Below are 20459 nucleotides of genomic sequence, written 5' to 3' on the forward strand. Positions count from 1 at the left end.
TTTCTCCTGGGGCTCGTGTGGGGTTGGGCTGTCGGTTAAATCGTCAGATGGCGTCTGTGTCGGTTTCGCCAGTACGGATGCGGATGGCCTGCTCGAGATTCACCACGAAGATCTTGCCGTCGCCGATCTTGCCGGTGTTGGCAGCCTTGGTGATGGCCTCGATGACGCGGTCGAGTTGATCGTCGGCGATGGCGACGTCGATCTTGACCTTGGGCAGGAAGTCGACGACGTATTCGGCGCCGCGATAGAGCTCGGTATGGCCCTTCTGGCGCCCGAAGCCCTTGACCTCGGTAACGGTGATGCCTTGCACACCGATCTCGGACAGCGACTCACGCACGTCGTCGAGCTTGAACGGCTTGATGATGGCGGTGACTAGTTTCATGAACTTCTCCCGATTGAGTTGACTTGCCCCAGGAAAACAAACCCCGGCCAAGTCTAGCGCAGTGACCGTCTGTATAACCGTCGGCGTATCAATCGCCGCGGTCACGGCAGAAGCGGCCAGCGGGCGCCTCTGCCCCAGGCGCACTCGACGCCCGTCTCTGCATCGGCTGTAGCAGAAAGCTTGCCAGGTTCGTGAAGGGGTCCGTATTACAGGGGTCGCCGGGCCTGCCGCGCCTCCTGACAGGGCAGACCAGCGGTCGTGGAGCAGAACTTTGCACCAACAGCGAACAGCTCTGGCCCGGGCCTGGCACCAAAGCGGTGCAAGAGCGGCATCCGGGGCACAGAACCCGCTGTGCTACACTCGGGCTTTGATTACAGGCAGGGGATAACCATGTCCACGACCCGTTCGCTGTTCGATTCCCTGACCCAGCAGGCCAGCCGGCTGTTCGGTCAGGACTCGCCGCTTCCCAAGGCCGAGATCGAAAGCCAGTTCAAGGCTTTGCTCCAGGGCGCGCTGAGTAAACTCGACGTGGTCAGCCGCGATGAGTTCGATGCGCAGATGGTAGTGCTGGCACGCACCCGCGCACGTCTGGAAGCCCTCGAGGTGCGCCTGACCGAGCTGGAGAACGTCCAGCCCCAGGACGTCAAGCCGCCGGTTATCCCGGCCACGGATGTCGCCGCCGCCGACTGACCGTAAAGGCGCGCCAGGATGGTGCAGCCTGCTGTCTAGCGAAACACGATCAAGGAGAGATCATGTCGCTTGCCCTCGTTCACACCCGCGCCCAGGTGGGCGTGGAAGCCCCGCCCGAGGTCGTCGAGGCTCACCTGGCCAATGGCCTGCCTGCCCTCACCCTGGTGGGTTTGCCGGAAACCGCCGTCCGCGAAGCCAAGGACCGGGTCCGCAGTGCCATCCTCAATGCCGGCTTCGAGTTTCCCAGCCGCCGCATCACCCTCAATCTCGCGCCTGCCGATCTGCCCAAGGATGGCGGTCGCTTCGACCTCGCCCTGGCCATCGGCATCCTGGCCGCGAGCGGGCAGTTGCCGGCCCAGGGTCTTGAAAGCTACGAATGCCTGGGTGAACTGGCGCTGTCGGGTGCGGTACGGCCAGTCCGCGGCGTGCTGCCGGCAGCGCTTGCCGCCCGAACCGCCGGACGCACCCTGGTGGTACCGCGGGCCAACGCCGAGGAGGCCTGCCTGGCCAGTGGCCTCGCCGTGCTGGCGGTCGATCACCTGCTGGAGTTCGCCGGTCACCTGAGTGGCCAGGCCCCGCTGACGCCCTACCAGCCTAGTGGACTGCTGCGTACGCCCCTCCCCTATCCCGACCTGGCCGAGGTCCAGGGTCAGCAAGCGGCCAAGCGTGCCCTCGTAGTAGCCGCGGCAGGTGCCCACAACCTGCTGCTCGCCGGGCCACCCGGTACCGGCAAGACCCTGCTCGCCAGCCGTTTGCCAGGGCTGCTGCCGCCGCTGGACGAAGAAGAGGCGTTGCAGGTGGCCGCCATTCATTCGGTAGCCGGGCCCGAGCCACTGGAACACTGGCCGCAGCGACCCTTTCGCCAGCCGCACCATTCGGCGTCGGGTCCGGCGCTGGTAGGCGGTGGCAGCCGCCCTGGGCCGGGCGAGATCACCCTGGCCCACCGTGGCGTGCTGTTTCTCGATGAGTTGCCCGAATTCGATCGCAAGGTGCTGGAGGTGCTGCGCGAGCCCCTGGAAAGCGGCGAGATCGTCATCGCCCGGGCACGGGAGCGGGTGCGCTTTCCAGCGCGCTTCCAGCTGGTGGCGGCGATGAATCCCTGTCCTTGTGGCTACCTGGGCGATCCCAGTGGGCGCTGTCGTTGCAGCCCGGAGCAGATCCAGCGCTATCGCGGCAAGCTGTCCGGCCCGCTGCTGGACCGCATCGATCTGCACCTGACCGTGGCGCGCGAGCATCTGCGTCTGGGCGCCTCGTCGGCCGCCGAACTCTCGACTGCCGAGGCGGCCGGCCAGGTGGCTGCGGCCCGTGCCCTCCAGATGGCTCGCCAGGGGCGCCCCAACGCCCTGCTCGGCCTCGACCAGTTGCACCAGGTCTGCGCCCTGAGCGACGCGGATCAGCGTTGGCTGGAAGGCGCTGGCGAGCGCCTGAATCTATCCCTGCGCGCCCTGCACCGGGTCATCAAGGTGGCTCGCACCCTGGCCGACCTGGCCGGCGACACCGACATCCAGCGCGCGCACCTGGCCGAAGCGCTGCAGTATCGGGCCGCTCACTAGGCGTTGGCCGGCGGGCCATAATGCCGAGGCGGCTCCTGCAGGCGGTCCCGTAACGCCTGGTTTTCCTGCGCCAATTCGAAACACATGGCCCGCCACTGATGGGCGAGCTCGCGATAGTCGTCACGCTCCGCGCGCAGCGTGGTCAGCATGCATTCGACGGCTTGCACCGCTTCGTTGGATACGCCCATGTCACCCTTCCTTTTATACTGTATTTGCATACAGTAGTCAGAGTATTGCGGCCAGGCAAGGGCTATGGCGAGCGGGAATGAAAAAGGGAGGCCTGAGCCTCCCTTTCGCTTGCGCTAGAACAGTCTGACTAGCTGAAACGACCCACTTCGGCGCTCAGCTCCTCGGCCAGGTGACGCAGTTCGCCCGCGGTACCGGCCAGCACCTCGGCGGCATCGCGCTGGGCGGCGTTGTCCACGGCGATGGCCTGGATGTTGCGACTCAACGCCGTGGCGGTGGTGCTCTGCTCGGCCGTGGCCTGGGCGATGCCAGAGAACTGCTCGACCGCATCGGCGACCTGCTGGTCGATGCTGCGTAGCGCCTGGGCGACATCGGCGTTGCGCGCCAGCCCCTGCTCCATGAGGCGGTTGCCCTCATCGATGGCGCCCATGGCACGCTGGGTTTCGCCCTGTACCGCACCGATCATCTGGGAGATCTCGCGGGTGGCCTCGCTGGTACGACCGGCCAGCTGACGCACCTCGTCGGCGACCACGGCGAAGCCGCGGCCCTGCTCACCGGCCCGGGCGGCTTCGATGGCCGCGTTGAGCGCCAGCAGGTTGGTCTGCTCGGCGATCCCGCTGATGACGCCGATGATGCCGCCAATCTGCTGGGAGCGATTATCCAGCCCCTTGATGAGCTCGGCCGTGCTGGCCAGGGAGTCGGCGATCTGCTCCAGCGCGCCCGAGGCGCCCTGCATGGCCTGGGTGCCGGTGCGGGTCTGCTGGGCGTTCTCCTGCACCAGACGCTCGGTGCGCTGCATGCCGTCGGCGATGTTCTGGGCGGTGGCGCTGAATTCCTCCACGGCGCTGGCCATGCTGTCGATCTGGCTGGACTGCTCGGCGGAACGACGCAGGGTCTGGTCGGAGAGCTCGCTCAGTTGCTGGGAGCGATCGGTGACCGCGCGCGAGGAACCCCGTACCTGCTCGACGGTGGACGCCAGCGCATCGGCCATCTGGTTGAAGCTGTGGGCGAGCTCGCCGATCTCGTCGTTGCTGCGGGCGTCGACGCGTACGCTGAGCTGACCGCGACCCAGGGCCTGGGCGCGTTCCACCAGCTGAGCCAGCGGGCTGAGCTTGCGCCGCAGCAGCAGCACCGAAGCGGCCACGGCCAGCAGCAGGGCGATCAGGCTGCCGATGGCCAGGCGCAGGCCAACGGCGTGCACCGGAGCGTCCAGCTCGGCCTTGGGCAAGGTGGCGACCACGGTCCAGCCTTCGCCGGCAACCGGCGCGCTGACGCTGACGAAGTCCTCGTTGCCATCCTGCCAGCTGTGTTCATACCGCTTGGGATCCTTCTTGAGTTCGGCCAGCAACTCGTCGGTCTTCTTGGCGTTGGCCGGGGCAACCAACCAGTTGCCTTGCTCGTCGAGCAGGGCCAGGGAGCCGGTCTCACCGATGCGCAGCTGGGTCAGTTGAGCCAGTTGCTGGGCCTGGGCGTCGGTGTAGTCGAACCCCACATAGAGCACGGCGATGATCTGGCCCTGGGCATCGCGCACCGGGCTGTACTGGGTCATGTAGGAGCGGCCGAACAGCTGAGCGCGACCGACATAGGTCTGGCCCTGGAGCAGGCCGGCGTAGCCGGGATGCTTGCGGTCCAGACGGGTGCCGATGGCGCGGCTGCCGTCCTGCTTCTTCAGCGAAGTGGTGATGCGGATGAAATCGTCACCATCACGGACGAAGATGGTGGCCGTACCGCCGGTAAGACGGGTGAAGTCATCGACCTGGGTGAAGTCGTTGTTCAGGGCCGCGCCCTTGTAGAGCAGCACCGGGGTGTCGGTGCCGGCGACGACGGTGCGGTCGCTGCTGCGGGAGAGGCCGCCATCGAAGCGGCGCTCGAACAGATTGGCGAGACGCTGGGTACTGACCTTGAGGGTGCCCAGGAAGGTCTGCTGCTGATCGGAGAGCAGCCGGGCCTCACTGCCCAGGTGCTTGCGCTGGGTGTCTTCGATGGACAGGCTGAGGGCGTGGAGGGCGAACAGGCAACTGCCGGCAATGACGACAACCAGTACCAGACTGAGGGCCAAGGCAAGTTGTCGGGCGATACTGCGACGTGGGGAAATGACCATAGAGTGCTCCAAAGCGCCTACATCCCTGTAGGGCAGTACAAAGTTGAGGGCAAGGCTACATCAGAAACGAACCGCTCTATGACGGTCTTCTTAGCGATGAACGGGTAGTTTATCGGCTGTAGCGTTACGAACTAAAGCGAATGACAGATGTCTGGCGCCTTATTTGTGGCGAATGACCTCTGGAAGGCTCTGGGATGCCACTTCCTGCTGCAGGAAATCACCCAGCTGGCGAAAGCGCGCCTGCCCCCGCCGATTGCGTGGCCAGACCAGGTAGTAGGCGTCGCCGCTGGCTACCGCTGCCGGCCAGGGCAGCGCGATGAGACCAGCCGCCACGTCCTCGGCGAGCATCACCAGATCGCCGATGGAGACTCCGTAGCCGCGCGCCGCAGCTGCCATGCCCAACTCCAGGGTGTCGAACACCTGGCCGCCACTCAGGGGCACCGCCTGGGCCAACCCCATGGCCTGCAGCCAGCGGCGCCAGTCGCGGCGGTCGAAAGTGGGATGCAGCAGTTCTTCCCGCTGCAGGCGCGCCACATCCCAGTCACCGCTGCGGGCGGCGGTCGGCGAGCAGACCGGCACCAGCCACTCCTCGAACAGCGGTACCACCTCCCAGTCGGCCGGAAAGCGACCGTCGCCCAGCAGCACCGCACAGTCGAAGGGTTCATGGACGAAATCGACCCGGTCGCTGGCCATCCAGACGCTGGTGAGCTGGATGTCGAGTTGCGGACTGAGCTGGCGAAAGCGCGCCAGCCGGGCCAGCAACCAGCGCAACGACAGGGTGGTGGGCGCCTTGAGCCTCAGGGTGCCTTCGTCCACGGCCAGATTGCCGCACGCGCGCGCCAGGGCTTCGAAGCCTTCGCTCAGGCCGGGCAACAGCAGCTTGCCCGCCTCGGTCAGCACCAGCTGGCGACCGGCCCGCTCGAACAGGCGACAGCCAAAGGTTTCCTCCAGGGTTCGCACATGGCGGCTGACCGCGCTCTGGGTGAGCGACAACTCCCCGGCAGCCCGGGTGAAGGAGCCATGCCGCGCCGCAGCCTCGAAGGCGCGCAGGGCATACAGGGGCGGCAGGCGCGAGGCGTGTTCAGGCATGACTCAGACTCATGGATGGCATGGCTATTTTCCGATTGTGGGCGGCGCGGCAGGATCCAACAATGAGTTCTTGTCAAAACCCGGCCGCTTGGCCATCTGTTCAGCGAGAGCCCTCCATGTCTCTGCCGCGTCACGAATTGCTCGCGCTGTTGCGTCTCGCCCTGCCCTTGATCGGTGCCCAGCTGGCCTATGTCGCCATGGTCTTCACCGACACCCTGATGATGGGCCGCCTGGGGCCGGCGGCGCTGGCCGGTGGTGGCCTGGGGGCCGCGGTCTATTCCTTCGTTTCGGTGATCTGCGTGGGGGTGATCACTGCGGTGGCCAATCTGGCGGCCCTGCGCCGGGGGGCGGGGGATACCGAAGGGGTGGCGGCGGTGACCGCGGCGGGGATCTGGATCGCCGGGGTGCTGGCGCTGCTGGCCGGCACCCTGCTGTGGCACATCGAGCCGCTGCTGGCCCTGGCCGGCCAGCCGGAGGAAAGCCGCCAGGCCGCGGGGGTGTTCCTGCGCTGCCTGGCCTTCGCCCTGCCCGGCCACCTGCTGTTCATGACCCTGCGCGGCTTCACCAGCGCCCTGGAGCGCCCCGGACCGGTCCTGACCATCGTGCTGGGCGCGGCGGTGCTCAATGCCCTTCTCAATCTGGCCCTGCTGCACGGCTGGGGCGGCCTGCCGCAACCCGGGTTGCCAGGCGTCGGCGCGGTGACCGCCGTGGTGATGAACGGCGCGGCCCTGGGCCTGGCGCTGTATATCAGTCGTCATCCGGCCTATGCCGCCTATCCCCTGCGTCGCTATCTGCGCCGGCCGGACCGCCGCGCCCTGGCCGACACCCTTGGCCAGGGCCTGGCGATCAGCGGCACCTATGCGGTGGAAGCCTGCCTGTTTCTCGCGGCGGCGCTGTGCATGGGCGCCCTGGGCACCACGGCCCTGGCGGCCAACCAGATCGCCAACCAGCTGGTGTATCTGGTGTTCATGCTGCCGGCGGGACTGTCCTATGCGACCAGCATCCGCATCGGCCAGCACCAGGGTGCCGGACGGCCACGCGAGGCGCTGCTGGTCGGGCGGCTGGCCATCGGCGGCGGGGCTCTGGTGATGCTGGGCATCGCCCTGCTGTTCTGGTGCTTTCCTGGCTGGCTGGTGGGGTTGTTTCTGCCGGACGAGCGTAGTCCGGTCACGGAGCTGGCACGCCAGCTGGTGTTGATCGCCGCGCTGTTCGTCATCTTCGACGGCACCCAGAGCATCGCCCAGGGCGCCTTGCGTGGCATCCGCCAGGCGCGTCTTGGCTTCTACGGCGGCCTGCTCTGCTATTGCCTGATCGGGGCCAGCAGCGCCTGGCTGCTGGGGGTGCATGCAGGCTTCGGTCCGCACGGGGTCTGGTGGGGGCTGGCGCTGGGCCTGGCTTGCGCGGCCGTGCTGCTGACCGGTGCCTTCGAGTGGCTGATGCGGCGGCAGCTGGGCACGGCCGGGAGTATTACCAATGGTCCACCCTCCGCCGCTGCGCTAGACTAAAAGTTTTGGGCCGCCCCGGGGTTGCGACCGGTGTCCTAGGCCCCAGGATAGCCACAGATGCAACGTTTCATCGTCGCCGACGATCACCCCCTGTTTCGCGAAGGCCTGGTCCGCATCCTGCGCCAGCTGCAGCCCGACGCGCAGGTGGAACAGGCCGACAGCCTGCAGCAGGTGCTGGACTTGGCGCGCCAGGGCGAGCCGCCCACCGGCCTGCTGCTGGACCTGCTCTACCCCGGTCAGGACCTGAGCTTTTCACTGCGCGCCCTGCGCCAGGAATTCAAGCGCAGCACCCTGATCGTGGTCTCGATGCTCGAAGACGCCACCGTGATCGAGCACATCCTGGCCGCCGGCGTGGATGGCTTCATCGGCAAGGCCCTGCCTCCGGCCGCCATGGCCGCCGCCATCGCCGACTGCCTGGCCGGGCAACCCGTGGTGCGCTACGCCACGGCGACCCTGGCGCCGACGGCCCTGGCCCCCGACCACCGGGTGCAGGCGCTAACGCCCAGGCAGCTGGAGGTGCTCGGTCTGATCACCCAGGGCCTGAGCAACAAGGAGATCGCGCGGATCCTGGCCATCTCGCCCTTTACCGTGCGTATCCACGTATCCGCGCTGCTGCGTACCCTGGGCGTTGGCACCCGTGCCGCCGCGGCCGCCTTTGGCGCCAAGGCCGGCCTCGGCGCCCAGCCCTCGCTCAGCTAGCGGCGACGCGAAAGGCTAGCAGCAGGGCACGCAATTCCGCCGGACGCACCGGCTTGGCCAGCACTGGAATCTCGGGATCGCCCAACGCCTGCTGGACCTGGGGAATGTCGTGCCCGGTCACCACGACGGCCGGAATGCGCCGTCCCTGCAAGCGATTGAGATAGGCGATGCAGTCGGCACCCGAGGCGCTGCGATCCAGATCGAAATCGGTGATCACCAGATCGCAGGCCACCGCGCCGGTGGGAATGCTGGTTGCCGTCGTGACCTCGCAGCCCCAGCTGCGCAGCAGGGTCGCGGTGGCGAGCAGGACGTTGGCGTCGTCTTCGATGAGCAGCACCCGCCAGCCGGCGAGCAGGTGCTGGGGTCCGCTCGCCGCCCGCACCCGGGGCTCCGGCGGTACGGCGGCCAGCGGCAGGCCCTGCAGACTGACCGCGGTGCCATGGCCGGGCCGTGAGCGGATGCGCAGTTCCAGATCGAGCAACCGGGCGATGCGCTGCACGATGGACAGCCCCAGGCCGACCCCTTCGATGTCGCGATCCCGCGCCTCCCGTACCCGATAGAATTCCTCGCACAGATGCGGCAGGTGCTCCGCCGCGATGCCCGGGCCCTGGTCGTACACCACCAGGGCGAGCCGGCCCTGGCGCCGCCGTACCGCCAGCAGTAGCGGTCGTCCCGGGGCGTACTTGAGGGCGTTGGACAGCAGGTTCTGCAGCGAGGTGAGCAGCAGTGCCGGATCGCTGTAGACCTGCAGCCGGCAGGGGCGCCAGCGGATCTCCACCCCGGCCCAGCGCGCGGCCTCGGCGTTCTGCCGGACCAGGTCGTCGAACAGGGTATCCAGGTCGACCACCGTGCGCCGGGGGCTGACCTGCTTCTGATCCAGGGTGTAGATGTCCAGCAACGAGCGAAACAGCTGCTCGACGCCCAGCAGGGAGCGGTCGATGTTGTCCACTAGCCGCCCCTGGTCCGCGCTCAGCTGACCGTCGCGCAGGCAGGCGGTGAACAGGCCGATGGAGTGGATCGGCTGACGCAGGTCATGGCTGGCCTGGGCCAGGAAGCGCGCCTTGGCCAGGTTGGCCGCCTGGGTCTCGCGCAGCGAATCCTGGATGCGGGTCAGCAGGAAATAGACGTAGCCGGGTACCAGCAGCGCGGTCACCAGCATCATCAGGGCGACCGTGGGATAGCGCTGCAGGAAGGGCATCTCGGCGATGATGGCGCTCAGGGCGGTCAGCGACAGCCCGGTCGCCAGCAGCAGGTAGCCACGGCCATAGCGCAGACCATTGCCTACGGTGACCCAGAGCAGCACGCCGAACAGCGGCATCAAGGCCTCGCCGCTGGTGATGGAGGAAAAGGTGATGGCGCTGAAGTCCAGGCACATGGCCAGGAAGCGTCGCCAGGGCTTCACCCCAGGCCGACGGCGCACCTCGAAGAAGAGTCCGATGGCCACCAGGGAAAACAGGCCGTAGCACGCCAAATTGGCCAGCAGGATGGCATCGCCGAACAGCCCCCAGGCCCAGGCGCCAACGATGTAGGCCGAGGCCGGCAGGATGAAGGCCAGGCGGACCTTGGTCTGCCCCAGCTCGGGATCGCGGGCGCCGACACCCAGGGCTTGCGGTGCTTCGCTCATGACGCCAGATACCCCAGCTGCCAGGCCCGCGGCACCAGACGGAACACCACTGCCAACGCCGCCGCCAGGGCGGCGCTGGCGTACCAGGCCGCCAGGCCCAGCCGTGCTTCCAGGGCAGCCCCCAGCACTCCGCCAAGCAGCATGCCCAGCCAGGGCACCAACTGGATGCTCCAGCCGCGCCGACGTTCACCCAGCAGCCAGTGCCCCAGGCCCCGCCCGAAACGCGACAGGGCGCCGGTGACATAGGTAAGGCCGATGGGCAGGCCATAGACTTGCTCCACCACGGCATTGACCATGCCCATGGCGAATACCCCGGTCAGCAGTGCCAGGCGCCCGGCGGGCAGGCTGGCCGCCAGCACCAGCAGCAGGGCCAGCAGCCCGAGCAGCAGGCAGGCCCGTTGCCGCGTCAGGCGCTGCAGCAACACCCCACCGGCATTGCCCAGCACGAAGGTGCCGATGGCCAGCGCCAGGTGCGCCGCGGCGGCCCAGCGGCCGGCGGCCACGTCGGTCGCTAGACGGGTGGTATTACCGCTCATGAAGGAAACGAAATCGCCCGTGGCGAGAAAGCCGATGGCGTCGGTCATGCCGGCCAGCAGCGACAGTCCGGCGACCAGCGCCAGACCGACCGCACCGTGGCGCGGGGTCGCGGGCGGCATGGCCGGCGGAACGGAAGAAGAGGAAGTCATGGCAGCCATCCTGGCCGGACGAGAAGGGACGGCTGCCAGTGTGCGGCGTACAACGGCCCGACGCCATGGGCAACGCTCCGGAAGGCTCCCTGGGCTAGACTGATGGACCCGCCTGGCCGGAGGCCTCGTGACCACGCCCCTGTTCGCCCTGGTACTGCTCGCCGCCCTGCTGCACGCCGGCTGGAACGCCCTGCTCAAGATCGGCCTCGACCGCTTTCTCACCGCCAGCCTGATCCAGATCGGCGCCGGCCTCGCCGCGCTGCTGGCGCTGCCCTTAGTCGCCCTGCCCCCAGCGGCCGCCTGGCCCTGGATCGCCCTCTCCGCCCTGCTGCACATCGGCTACAACGCCTTTCTCGCCCGCGCCTATCGCTATGGCGACCTGGGCCAGGTCTATCCCCTCTCGCGCGGCAGCGCGCCGCTGCTGGTCAGCGCGGTAGCCTTTCTCGCCCTGGGCGAAGTGCTCTCGCCACCGGCCCTGCTCGGCCTGGGCCTGCTGGTGACCGGCCTGGCGCTGATGGCGCTGCTCGGTGCCCGCCGCGGCACACCGCCCAGCCTGGCGCTGCTGGTGTGCGCCTTCACCACCGGCACCTTCATCGCCGCCTATACCCTGGCCGATGCCCTCGGCGCACGAGCCAGCGGCAACGCCGTGGCCTATGCCCTTTGGCTGTTCGCGGTGAACGGCGTAGTGGCGGCCCTGGTGCTGCGGCTGACCCGCGGCGTGACGGCCTTTGCCGGTCTCGGCCCGCACTGGCGCGCCGGCCTGGCGGGCGGGGTGATGTCGATGCTGGCCTACAGCCTGGTGATCGTCGCCACTACCCAGGCGCCCATCGGCCTGGTCTCGGCGCTGCGCGAGACCAGCGTGCTCTTCGCCCTGCTGATCGGGGTCTTCTGGCTGCACGAGACGCTACCGCTGGGGCGAATCTGCGCCGGCCTGGCCATCGTCGCCGGCGTGGTGGCGATCAAGCTGGCCTGAGCGGATCGCTCAGGGAACGGCTAAGCTGAGCCTTCTTTCGACCAGGAGGGATCCATGGGCAAATCGCTGCGGCTATCGGAAAAATGGTTCAACCGCGGCCTCTGGCTGTTGGCGCTGGTGTTCGCCAGCTTTCTGATCGGTCTGGGTGGCACCCTGGTCGGCGACCTGCCCCAGGTGGAACGCCAGCAGAGTCTGGAAGACTTCATGGATCCGGCCGCCACCGCCGCGGCGCGTGACGTCCAGCGCCAGGCCAATCGGGCCAGGCGCGACGCCCAGGACGCCCTCGACCAGGCCCAGCTGCAGCAAGCAGCCGCGGCGCGCAGCTACCAGGCCAATCGCGAGACCTTCGACAACTGGTTGGCCACCCGCCAGACCACCCAGCGTCCCGAGCAGGATGGCGAACTGATCGCCCGCAGTCGCGCGCTGGACGACCTCAAGGCCGGCGAGCGCGGGGCCGAACAGGAGGTCGAACGCCAGCAGCAGGCCCTGCTCGCCGCCGAACAGCGCTCGGCTGCCGCCGCGCGCAGCCTGACCGACCTGAGCGACGCGGCCCAGGAGGCCTGGCTCGATGCCCAGCAGCAGGCCGAGTTGCGGGTCTTCCTCTATCGCCTGGCGCTGACACTACCCTTGCTGGCCGTCGCCGCCTGGCTGTTCGTGAAGCAGCGCCAGAGCACCTGGTGGCCCTTCGTCTGGGGCTTCATCTTCTTCGCACTGTTCGCCTTCTTCGTCGAGCTGGTGCCCTATCTGCCCAGCTATGGCGGCTATGTGCGCTATCTGGTCGGGATCCTGCTTACCGTGCTGGGTGGACGCCATGCCATCCGCGCCCTGCAGGACTATCGCGCTCGCCTGGCCCTCAAGGAAGCCCAACCCGATACGGTACGGCGCGAAGAGCTGCACTACGATACCGCCCTGGCGCGCCTGGCCAAGGGCGTCTGTCCGGGCTGCGAGCGACCGGTGGAGCTCAAGGACGCCAGCGTCGACTTCTGCCCCCATTGTGGCATCGGGCTGCACGACCACTGCCAGGGCTGCCAGGCGCGCAAGAGTGCCTTCGCGCGCTTCTGCCAGCGCTGTGGGGCGGCCGCGCAACGCGTTCAAGGCGCCTAGGCATGATCCTTGTGGGTCAGCCGCCAGGCTTCCCGACTCAGCGCCCATAACTCTGAGGGTAATTTGCCACAGACGTAGTCGGATTCGCCTTGTGCGATGAGGCGCATCCCCTCGCGCTGCGACAGACGCCGCGACCCCTCGTTCAAGGCGGCCTTGGGTACACGCATGCACGGGCGCCGCAGGTCCTCGAACCAGAAGGTATTCACCGCCGCGCAGGCCTCGCCCATGAGTCCCTGGCGCCAAAAAGCCGGGGAAAGCCAGAAACCCCGATTGTTATCGGGCTCGTCATGCAGGCTGATGACGCCGATCAGCACCTCTGGATCGCTGCGCAGGCGCAGCGACCAGTGCCATTCAATACCCCGCGCCATGGCTGGCAAGGCGATGTCCTGCAAGAAACGCCGAGCGCCGTCTTCCGGATAGGGCCAGGGAATATGAGCGGCCATGTACCGCACGATCTCCCACTGCGGAAAGATCCGCTGGATCGCCTCAGCATCCCCCAACTGCAGGGGACGTAGCAGCAGGCGGGGCGTCTGCAGCACGGGCAACGGCATGGTGGGCTCCAGTCGGGTTCCTGACCGGAGCCTAACCTACCCTCAGGGCTTGTTCGAGCTGGCGTTGACGCCCTTCTCGGTGTGCTCGCTGTCGTGGTCATGCAGCTGGCCGGTGGGGTCCTGCAGCTGGATGACCTTGCCCTGCTGCCAGGCGTCGGCGCCGGGGGCGACTGCGGGCGTCGGCAGGTCGGCGCGGGCGGCCTTGGTTTCGGCGCTGGAGACACCCAGGCGGCGATCACGCTCGGCGAGCAGCTTGGGATCGAGCTGGCCGTCGGCGGTGAAGCCCATCATCAGCTGGGGGACGCCCAGGGGCAGCTTCAGGTCCTGGTCGGTGTGCCAGGTGTGCCAGGTCTTGCCATAGGTGTGCACCAGCTTGTCCATCAGCCGGTGCTCGGCCACCTGAGGGACGCCGGGGGCGATCAGCTGGCCGGATTTCACCTCGTGTACGTGACTGTGCCAGAGCGCCTTCTCGGCCTCGGGCAGGGTCTTGAACAGCCGCTCGCTGATGATGTACTCCACGCCCATCAACTTGGCGTCGGCCACGTTGCCGTCGTAGATCACGCACTGGAACATCTCCTCGCCCAGGACGCTGCAATAGTGGTGGGCTTCCATCTGGCCGTGGGGATGGCCATTGTAGAAATGGAAGCCGTCCAGGTAGGTGTTGAGGGCGGCGATGGGTGGCTTGCGCTGCAAGACATCGGCGCCGGCTTCGAGCACCCGGGTATCGGTCTGGGCAGGGGCACCCGGTACCGGTACCGGCGACTGGGTGTCGTTGGCGGCCTGGGCCAGGGGGGCACAGGCGAGCAGCAGCAAGGCGGAAAGTCGACGGGTATTCATGGTGGATTCTCGGCGGGAGCTTGCCGAGTTCGAAGGGTGAGCAGGCGCCAAGGTTCCACCGTTGCGCTAGTCTCGTCATACAGCTGTCATGCAATGGCCATAAATTCGTCATCGTCCGAGCGTGGCGTTTCGGTATAAGCGAAACGGTCGATCGGGCCTTGTGCCTCTGGCTTTCCATTTCTGTCGGGACGACTCAATGAACGCACACAGCTCTCCCTCTGGTCATGCCCTGCGCCGCGTGGTCTTCAACAAGAAGGGCGGTGTCGGCAAGTCCAGCATCGCCTGCAACCTGGCGGCCATCAGCGCCCACGAGGGCTATCGCACCCTGCTGGTGGACCTCGATCCCCAGGCCAACTCCAGCCAGTACCTCACCGGCCTGGTGGGCGACGACCTGCCCCATGGCATCGCCGACTTCTTCAAGCAGACCCTGAGCGGCGGCAAGAAGGCCCAGGCCAACATCCATGCCACGGCCTGGCCGAATCTGGATCTGATCGCCGCCTCCGGCGAGCTGACCGAGCTGCAGTTCAAGCTCGAATCCAAGTACAAGATCCAGAAGCTCGCCAAGTACCTCGACAAGCTCGGCGAAGACTATGACCGCATCTACCTGGATACCCCGCCGGCGCTGAACTTCTACAGCATCTCGGCACTGATCGCGGCCGACCGCTGCCTGATCCCCTTCGACTGCGATGTCTTCGCCCAGCAGGCGCTGTACGACCTGATCGAGGAGCTGGACGAGATCCGCGAGGACTACAACGAAAAGCTTGTGGTCGAGGGCATCGTCATCAACCAGTACCACGCCCAGGCCAGTACCCCGCGCCAGCTGATTGAGGAACTCCAGGCGCGCGACCTGCCGGTGCTGGCGGCGCCGCTGATGGCCTCGGTGAAGATGCGCGAATCCCACCAGCAGCATCGCCCCTTGATCCATCTGGACCCGGGCCACAAGCTGACCCGGCAGTACCTGGAGCTGTTCGCCCTGCTGGAAGACTAGGGCCATCCAGCGCAAGAACGTTCAAGACGGCAGCGACGCGGCACGGCATCCTGGGTATCCCCTGCCCTCCGGAGCTTGCCGATGACCGCTTCCCGCCGCCGCGCCTTCGTCCAGGGCGCCTGGCAGATCATGCCGCTGTCGCTGGCCTGCGCGCCCTGGGGCATCCTGGTCGGCGCCCTGGCCATCGAGACCGGCCTCAGCGTGCTGGAGGGCCAGGCCTTCTCCCTGCTGGTGTTCGCCGGCGCGGCTCAACTCGTGGCCCTGGGCATGCTCAAGGCCGGCGCGGGCCTGGCCGCCATCCTGCTGACCACCCTGCTACTGACCTCCCAACACCTGCTCTATGGCCTGCACATGCGCCGGGTGCTGGCGCCCCAGCCGCTGCCCTGGCGACTGGGCTTCGGCTTTCTGCTCACCGACGAGTTCTTCGCCCTGAACCATGCCGAACAACCGGCGGGCTTCGACCGCTGGCGCGCCCTGGGCATGGGGTTGAGCTTCTACCTGCTGTGGAATCTCTTCACCCTGGCCGGCCTGCTGCTGGGGCGGGTGCTGCCGAACCTGGGCGCCCTGGGCCTGGACTTCTCCATCGCTGCCACCTTCATCGCCCTGGTGGTGCCGCTGGTACGGGATCTGGCCACGGTCGCCTGCGTGCTCACGGCGCTGCTGGTGTCGGTCTGGCTGCATCACCTGCAATGGCAGGGCGCCCTGGTGCTGGGCGGGCTGGCCGGCATGTGCGTGGGCTTCGGGGTGCGTCGCCTGCGGGAGCGGCGGTCATGATCCTCGCTACCCTGCTCGGCATGGCTGCCCTGGTGTTCTTGAATCGCTATCTCTTTCTCGAACCGCGCCTGCCGCTGCGCCTGGGACGCAACCTGCGCACCTTTCTCGAATTCGCCGTCCCGGGAATGCTCACCGCCATCTGCGGCCCCATCCTGTTCGCCGGCGAGAAATCCCTGGCGGCCACCCTGGTCGATCCCTATCTGCTGGCAGGTCTGGCCGCGGTAGGACTGATGCTGTGGACACGGCGGGTGCTGACCACGGTGGTGCTCAGCATGGGAGTGTTCTATCTGCTGCGCTGGCTGCTCTAGGCACGGCCGAGTTTTGCTAAGGTGAGACCGGGCCCACTGTTCGGTCGCACCACGAGAGCGCCATGAAGGAACCACAGGAAAGCGCCCGTCTCTGGTCGGCCTACGGCCTGGGCGGCGTCGAGTTGCTGCACGCCAGGTATCGCCGGCAGCGTTTCGCTCCCCACGTGCACGAAGGCTATGTGTTCACCGTGATCGAGCGCGGCGCCCAGCGCTTTCGCCATCGGGGCGCCGAGCACCTGGCCGCGGCGGGCAGCATGGTGCTGATCAACCCGGACGAACTGCACACCGGCGCCACGGCGGTCGAGGAAGGCTGGCAGTACCGCGGTTTCTATCCGACGCTGGCGCAACTGGCACCGGTCTTCACCGAACTGGGACGCCCGCTCGATGCCATCCCGGCCTTCACCACCAGCGTGTTGCAGGATGCCCAGGTGAGCGCGGCCTTCAGCCAGCTGCATCAGCTGGCCGACCAGGGTGCCGAGGCCCTGGAGCAGCAGACCGCCTGGCGCGAGGCGCTGCTGTTGCTGTTCGGGCGCCATGCCCGCCTGGGGGCCGTCGCCGAACCGGGCCGTGAACCCCTGGCGGTACGGCGCGCCCGGGAGCTGCTCGGCCAGCGCCTGCAACAACCACCGAGTCTCGAAGAACTGGCCCAGGCCGTGGGGCTGTCACCCTTTCACTTCCTGCGGGTATTCCGCCGCGCGACCGGCCTGCCGCCTCACGCCTGGCTCAAGCAACAGCGCCTGACCCGCGCCCAGGGGCTGCTGCGCGCCGGCTGGGCGCCCCTGGACGTGGCCCTGCAGTTGGGCTTCGCCGACCAGAGCCACCTCACTCGCCAGTTCAAGCAGGCCTATGGCGTAGCCCCGGGCGCCTATCGCCGTGCCTGGCATACCTAGCCATACCTCGACGAACGGTCTTTCCGTGCAGAACCCTGTGCCAGAGCCTGGCAAGCGGCAACGCTATCCGGGCCACACTAACTGGAAAGAACTTTTCAACGCCTGACCGGGCCTAGTCAGGATGAGCGCCGGACCCTTTGGCCGCGCTTCCCTGCCCTTCTACCAGAGGTCCTTTGCATGAATCTTGAAGAACGCATCCGCCAGCGCGCCTATGAAATCTGGGAGCGCGAAGGCCGTCCCCATGGCCAGGATTTCGAACACTGGTTTCAGGCCAACCGCGAACTGGAAGACCAGCCCGACGACAACCTGACCCAGGTCGGCGGCATCCAGAGCAGCGTCGCGCCACCAGCGCCCAAGCCCCGCAGTCGGTCGCGCAAGAAGACCTCTGAGGACAGCACCAAGGCCTAACGCCAGTCGTCCAGCAGCCAGACCTCGGGATGGTCGTAATGGGCTTCGCCCCGGTGCAGGGTGATGCCGAGGATCTCGCTGCGAAAGCCCTGGGCCAGCAGCCACTGGTAGGCACCCTGGCGCGCGGTGTTGACGCCAGCCAACAGCCGCTGCTGGCCATGGTCCCGGGCGAGGCCGTCGCAGGCGGCGATCAATCGGGCGAAGCGCGCCTCCGTCCCCACTCCCGGCAGGACAGCAGCGCACTTCACATAGCAGACGCCGCTCCCCGCCTCACTGCGTGGACCGAAATGGCAGACGGCGAAGCTTTCCATCCGTCCCGCCTCGTCTTCCAGCACCAGACTCTCGCCCAGCCCCTGCTCGCGCACGGCGGCCATTTCGGCGGACACATCCAGACCCGGAGCATTGGCCCGGCCCAGTTCGGCGCAGGCGGCCAGCAGTCGATCAAGCGTGGCCGCCAGGGAAAATCTGAGCGCTAGCGGTGCCGGTTGTGTCTGCACCGGACGCGCCATCACCGCGGTCAGGGTACGCGGCCAGAAGCCGAAGCCCTGGTAGAGCCCCAGGTGGCGCGGACTGTCGGGAAAGGTGAAGAGTCCGGCATGCACCAGTTGCCAGGCATCGAGCTGCTCCACCGCGGCGCCCATCAGCGCCTTGGCCACCTTGGCGTCCCAGTAGTCAGGATGTACCGCCAGCGGCCCGAGGATGCCGTGACGGCCCCAGCGGGTGACGCAGACCGCGCCGACCAGTCGCCCGGCATCCAACGCCTTGAACCAGGCGGTATGAGGCGCGGCGAAACGACTGCGCACATAGTCGCGATCGTTCCAGAATTCTCCGGGTTCGGCGGCGCCCATCCAGGTGGCGAAGGCCAGGCGGACCACTTCGGTGGCGGCGGGCAGGTCGGTTTCGGTGAGAGGTTCGATACGGATGGCGGGGGTGGACATGGGCGGCTCCTGGGCTATACGCCTTGGACCCGCCCGGCCGACGCTTTGCGCCCGAGCGGCAACTGCCGGTTACAGCAGCAGCACCGCTGCCCAGCCAAACAGCATCATTGGCAGGCTGAAGTGCAGGAAGGATGGCACCACGGTGTCCCAGATATGGCTGTGCTGGCCGTCCACGTTGAGACCGGAGGTGGGCCCCAGGGTGGAATCCGAGGCCGGCGAGCCCGAATCGCCCAGGGCGCCGGCGGTACCGATCAAACAGACGATGGCCAGCGGCGAAAAGCCCAGGTGCAGGCACAGCGGACCGAGGATGGCGGCCAGGATGGGCACGCTGGAAAAGGACGAGCCGATGCCCAGGGTCACCACCATGCCCAGCAGCAGGAGCAGCAGCGCGCCCAGGGCGCGATTGTCGCCGATCAGGGCAGCGGCGGTGGCGGCCAGGTCGTTGATCTGGCCGGTGGCGGTCAGCACCTCGGCGAAGCCACCGGCGGTCAGCATGATGAAGCCGATCACCGCCATCATCTTCACGCCCTCGCTGAACAGATCGTCCGCCTCCCGCCAGCGCACCACCCCGGTGGCGGTAAAGACCACGAAGCCGACCAGGGCGCCGAGGATCATGGAATCCAGCCAGAGCTGCACGCCGAAGGCCGCGACCACGGCGATCAGGGCCACCGCCAGGGTCCGGCCGTTGTAGGGGCGGTCGGACCGCTCGGTACGCGCCACCAGGGCCAGATCGTAGCGACGTGGCCGGCGGTAGCTGACGCACGCCGCCAGCAGCAAGCCGACCACCATGCCTAGCGCCGGCAAGAGCATGGCGCGGCTGGGGTCGACGCCGCTGACGTCCACCCCGGCGCGGGCCACGCTGGCCAGCAGGATGTCGTGCAGGTAGAGACTGCCAAAGCCCACCGGCAGGAACATGTAGGGGGCGATCAGGCCAAAGGTCATGACGCAGGACAGCCGCCGGCGATCCAGTTCCAGGCGCGTCAGCACATAGAGCAGCGGCGGCACCAGCAGCGGGATGAAGGCGATGTGGATGGGCAGGATGTTCTGCGAGGCGATGGACACCGCCAGCAGCAGACCTAGTAGCGCCCAGCGCAGCGAACGCCCGCCCTGGGCGGCCTGACGCTCCATCAGCGCCAGCGCCCGATCGGCGAGCATGTGCGCCAGTCCCGACTGGCTGATGGCCACGGCGAAGGCGCCCAGTAGCGCATAGGAGAGCGCCACCTTGGCGCCGTTGCCCAGGCCGGCATTGAAGGCCAGCAGGGTGCCTTCCAAACCCAGGCCACCCACCAGGCCACCGGCCACCGCACCGGCGATCATCGCCACCACCACGTGCACCCGGGCCAGGCTCAAGACCAGCATGAGCCCTACCGCCACCACCACCGCGTTCATCGCCAGCTCCGCACCACGAAAGGGCGCGCACTCTGCCGCAGCGCGGCGCGGGCGTCAAAGGCCAGGGATGGATGGCGCGGCGCCTGGCTCACCCCTGGGCATGGAGGCGCCAGCTGCCTGCACCTGCGTCAGCGACCAATACCGACCAGGTGCCGGAGCAGTCTCATAGGATGAAAGGGGCATCGCGCAATCGCTCTGGACTGAACCTTTCAGCGCGCAGGGACGTCTGAGTCGCACGCTTTCACGGTCACAACAAGGACGAGCTGCCCATGCAAAACGCCATTGATATGCTGATTACCGCGTTCAGCCCGCATTCCTGCCTGGCCGTCCCGCGCCGCGCCGACCGCACCCTGCTGTTCACCGTCACCGACACGGCCCGCGCGGTCACGGTCACCAAGGCCATTCCCCTGTGCAACCTGGAATGCAACACCACCCTGGCCACTGTGATCAAGGACCTGCAGCGCGACCTCGATCGTGCGATCGGCACCCTGAGCCCGGAAAGCCTCGCCGACCTGCGCCAACGCGGCCCACGGGTGCAGCGGTTCGAGAGCTGAGCGGAGGTCGCAGGTGGGATCAAGCACCTGTCGAGCCACCCTTACCCCAACCCTCTCCCGGAGGGAGAGGGGGGCAACACAGTGCGAGGCAGACAGATGAGTGATTGCGGGATGCCTCCCCTGTAGGAGCGGCCCATGGCCGCGATCCATGAGGCGTCGGCTCTCACCCCGGTCCTCTCCCAAGGGAAGAGGGGGTCATTCGAAGCAATAGCTAGCCTGCCCTAGGGTGG

The 20459-nt window shown here is 67.6% G+C and carries 22 protein-coding genes; 12 read left to right on the top strand and 10 right to left on the bottom strand.

The genetic code is table 11. From position 1 onward, the window contains the following. Positions 1 to 43 precede the first annotated feature (43 nt). The gene (glnK, locus tag ACUCV0_RS10610) at positions 44 to 382 is read right to left on the bottom strand and encodes a P-II family nitrogen regulator (RefSeq protein WP_003096476.1); all 339 of its coding nucleotides are present in this window, start codon (positions 380 to 382) and stop codon (positions 44 to 46) included. Positions 383 to 772: 390 nt separating this feature from the next. Between glnK and ACUCV0_RS10615 the strand changes: the two genes are divergently transcribed. Next, positions 773 to 1072, top strand: coding sequence for an accessory factor UbiK family protein (locus ACUCV0_RS10615; protein WP_482212643.1), 300 nt, complete (start codon positions 773 to 775; stop codon positions 1070 to 1072). 62 nt (positions 1073 to 1134) lie between these two features. Continuing rightward, positions 1135 to 2625 (top strand): YifB family Mg chelatase-like AAA ATPase, encoded by a 1491-nt coding sequence (locus ACUCV0_RS10620; RefSeq protein ID WP_482212644.1) that lies wholly within the window; start codon positions 1135 to 1137, stop codon positions 2623 to 2625. Here the strand turns inward: ACUCV0_RS10620 and ACUCV0_RS10625 are convergent. The 3 genes from ACUCV0_RS10625 to ACUCV0_RS10635 form a co-directional block, all read right to left on the bottom strand. Next, a complete protein-coding gene (locus tag ACUCV0_RS10625) occupies positions 2622 to 2813 on the bottom strand; it encodes a hypothetical protein (RefSeq protein ID WP_482212645.1) in 192 nt (63 codons plus the stop codon). The two genes, ACUCV0_RS10620 and ACUCV0_RS10625, sit on opposite strands and share 4 nt — an antisense overlap. A gap of 128 nt (positions 2814 to 2941) precedes the next feature. Beyond that, positions 2942 to 4912: a methyl-accepting chemotaxis protein gene (locus tag ACUCV0_RS10630; RefSeq protein WP_482212646.1), complete on the bottom strand. Its 1971-nt coding sequence runs from the start codon at positions 4910 to 4912 to the stop codon at positions 2942 to 2944. A gap of 159 nt (positions 4913 to 5071) precedes the next feature. Then, positions 5072 to 6001 carry a LysR substrate-binding domain-containing protein gene (locus ACUCV0_RS10635; RefSeq protein WP_434775580.1) on the bottom strand — a complete coding sequence of 310 codons (930 nt, stop codon included), beginning with the start codon at positions 5999 to 6001 and terminating at the stop codon, positions 5072 to 5074. 116 nt (positions 6002 to 6117) lie between these two features. Here ACUCV0_RS10635 and ACUCV0_RS10640 point away from each other — a divergent pair, with 116 nt between their 5' ends. Next, a complete protein-coding gene (locus ACUCV0_RS10640; RefSeq protein WP_434775579.1) occupies positions 6118 to 7506 on the top strand; it encodes a NorM family multidrug efflux MATE transporter in 1389 nt (462 codons plus the stop codon). 57 nt (positions 7507 to 7563) lie between these two features. Continuing rightward, a complete protein-coding gene (locus ACUCV0_RS10645; RefSeq protein WP_434775578.1) occupies positions 7564 to 8205 on the top strand; it encodes a LuxR C-terminal-related transcriptional regulator in 642 nt (213 codons plus the stop codon). Here the strand turns inward: ACUCV0_RS10645 and ACUCV0_RS10650 are convergent. After that, positions 8198 to 9829, bottom strand: coding sequence for an ATP-binding response regulator (locus ACUCV0_RS10650; protein WP_434775577.1), 1632 nt, complete (start codon positions 9827 to 9829; stop codon positions 8198 to 8200). The genes ACUCV0_RS10645 and ACUCV0_RS10650 overlap by 8 nt on opposite strands. Next, positions 9826 to 10515 (bottom strand): YoaK family protein, encoded by a 690-nt coding sequence (locus ACUCV0_RS10655; protein ID WP_482212647.1) that lies wholly within the window; start codon positions 10513 to 10515, stop codon positions 9826 to 9828. The genes ACUCV0_RS10650 and ACUCV0_RS10655 overlap by 4 nt, the downstream gene beginning before the upstream one ends. 127 nt (positions 10516 to 10642) lie before the next feature. Between ACUCV0_RS10655 and ACUCV0_RS10660 the strand changes: the two genes are divergently transcribed. Both ACUCV0_RS10660 and ACUCV0_RS10665 read left to right on the top strand, forming a co-directional pair. Continuing rightward, positions 10643 to 11488 carry an EamA family transporter gene (locus ACUCV0_RS10660; protein WP_482212648.1) on the top strand — a complete coding sequence of 282 codons (846 nt, stop codon included), beginning with the start codon at positions 10643 to 10645 and terminating at the stop codon, positions 11486 to 11488. Positions 11489 to 11542: 54 nt separating this feature from the next. After that, complete coding sequence (locus ACUCV0_RS10665) at positions 11543 to 12592, top strand: double zinc ribbon domain-containing protein (protein ID WP_482212649.1); 1050 nt, start codon at positions 11543 to 11545, stop codon at positions 12590 to 12592. On the opposite strand, the gene ACUCV0_RS10670 is transcribed toward ACUCV0_RS10665, so the two are convergent. Continuing rightward, positions 12589 to 13143, bottom strand: a complete 555-nt coding sequence (locus tag ACUCV0_RS10670) for a GNAT family N-acetyltransferase (RefSeq protein ID WP_482212650.1) — start codon at positions 13141 to 13143, stop codon at positions 12589 to 12591. The genes ACUCV0_RS10665 and ACUCV0_RS10670 overlap by 4 nt on opposite strands. A gap of 42 nt (positions 13144 to 13185) precedes the next feature. Beyond that, positions 13186 to 13980, bottom strand: coding sequence for an OBAP family protein (locus ACUCV0_RS10675; protein ID WP_271653669.1), 795 nt, complete (start codon positions 13978 to 13980; stop codon positions 13186 to 13188). A 229-nt stretch (positions 13981 to 14209) separates the two neighbouring features. On the opposite strand from ACUCV0_RS10675, the gene ACUCV0_RS10680 reads away from it, so the two are divergent. The 5 genes from ACUCV0_RS10680 to ACUCV0_RS10700 all read left to right on the top strand — a co-directional run bounded on the left by ACUCV0_RS10680 (position 14210) and on the right by ACUCV0_RS10700 (position 17348). Then, on the top strand, positions 14210 to 14968 hold the full coding sequence (locus tag ACUCV0_RS10680; RefSeq protein WP_482212970.1) for a ParA family protein: 759 nt from the start codon (positions 14210 to 14212) through the stop codon (positions 14966 to 14968). 81 nt (positions 14969 to 15049) lie between these two features. Then, the gene (locus ACUCV0_RS10685; RefSeq protein ID WP_482212651.1) at positions 15050 to 15742 is read left to right on the top strand and encodes an AzlC family ABC transporter permease; all 693 of its coding nucleotides are present in this window, start codon (positions 15050 to 15052) and stop codon (positions 15740 to 15742) included. Continuing rightward, a complete protein-coding gene (locus ACUCV0_RS10690) occupies positions 15739 to 16050 on the top strand; it encodes an AzlD domain-containing protein (protein ID WP_313649661.1) in 312 nt (103 codons plus the stop codon). The genes ACUCV0_RS10685 and ACUCV0_RS10690 overlap by 4 nt, the downstream gene beginning before the upstream one ends. A gap of 62 nt (positions 16051 to 16112) precedes the next feature. Continuing rightward, entirely contained in the window at positions 16113 to 16940 is an 828-nt protein-coding gene (locus ACUCV0_RS10695; protein WP_482212652.1) for a helix-turn-helix domain-containing protein, read from the top strand. A 177-nt stretch (positions 16941 to 17117) separates the two neighbouring features. Next, complete coding sequence (locus tag ACUCV0_RS10700) at positions 17118 to 17348, top strand: DUF2934 domain-containing protein (protein WP_482212653.1); 231 nt, start codon at positions 17118 to 17120, stop codon at positions 17346 to 17348. Here the strand turns inward: ACUCV0_RS10700 and ACUCV0_RS10705 are convergent. After that, positions 17345 to 18286, bottom strand: coding sequence for a GNAT family N-acetyltransferase (locus tag ACUCV0_RS10705; RefSeq protein WP_482212654.1), 942 nt, complete (start codon positions 18284 to 18286; stop codon positions 17345 to 17347). The two genes, ACUCV0_RS10700 and ACUCV0_RS10705, sit on opposite strands and share 4 nt — an antisense overlap. Before the next feature lie 69 nt (positions 18287 to 18355). After that, a complete protein-coding gene (locus tag ACUCV0_RS10710) occupies positions 18356 to 19675 on the bottom strand; it encodes a Na+/H+ antiporter family protein (RefSeq protein ID WP_482212655.1) in 1320 nt (439 codons plus the stop codon). A 269-nt stretch (positions 19676 to 19944) separates the two neighbouring features. Between ACUCV0_RS10710 and ACUCV0_RS10715 the strand changes: the two genes are divergently transcribed. Continuing rightward, positions 19945 to 20229: a hypothetical protein gene (locus ACUCV0_RS10715; RefSeq protein ID WP_271653662.1), complete on the top strand. Its 285-nt coding sequence runs from the start codon at positions 19945 to 19947 to the stop codon at positions 20227 to 20229. The last annotated feature ends 230 nt before the right edge of the window (positions 20230 to 20459 follow it).

Source organism: Pseudomonas sp. VMV1, from assembly GCF_056790235.1.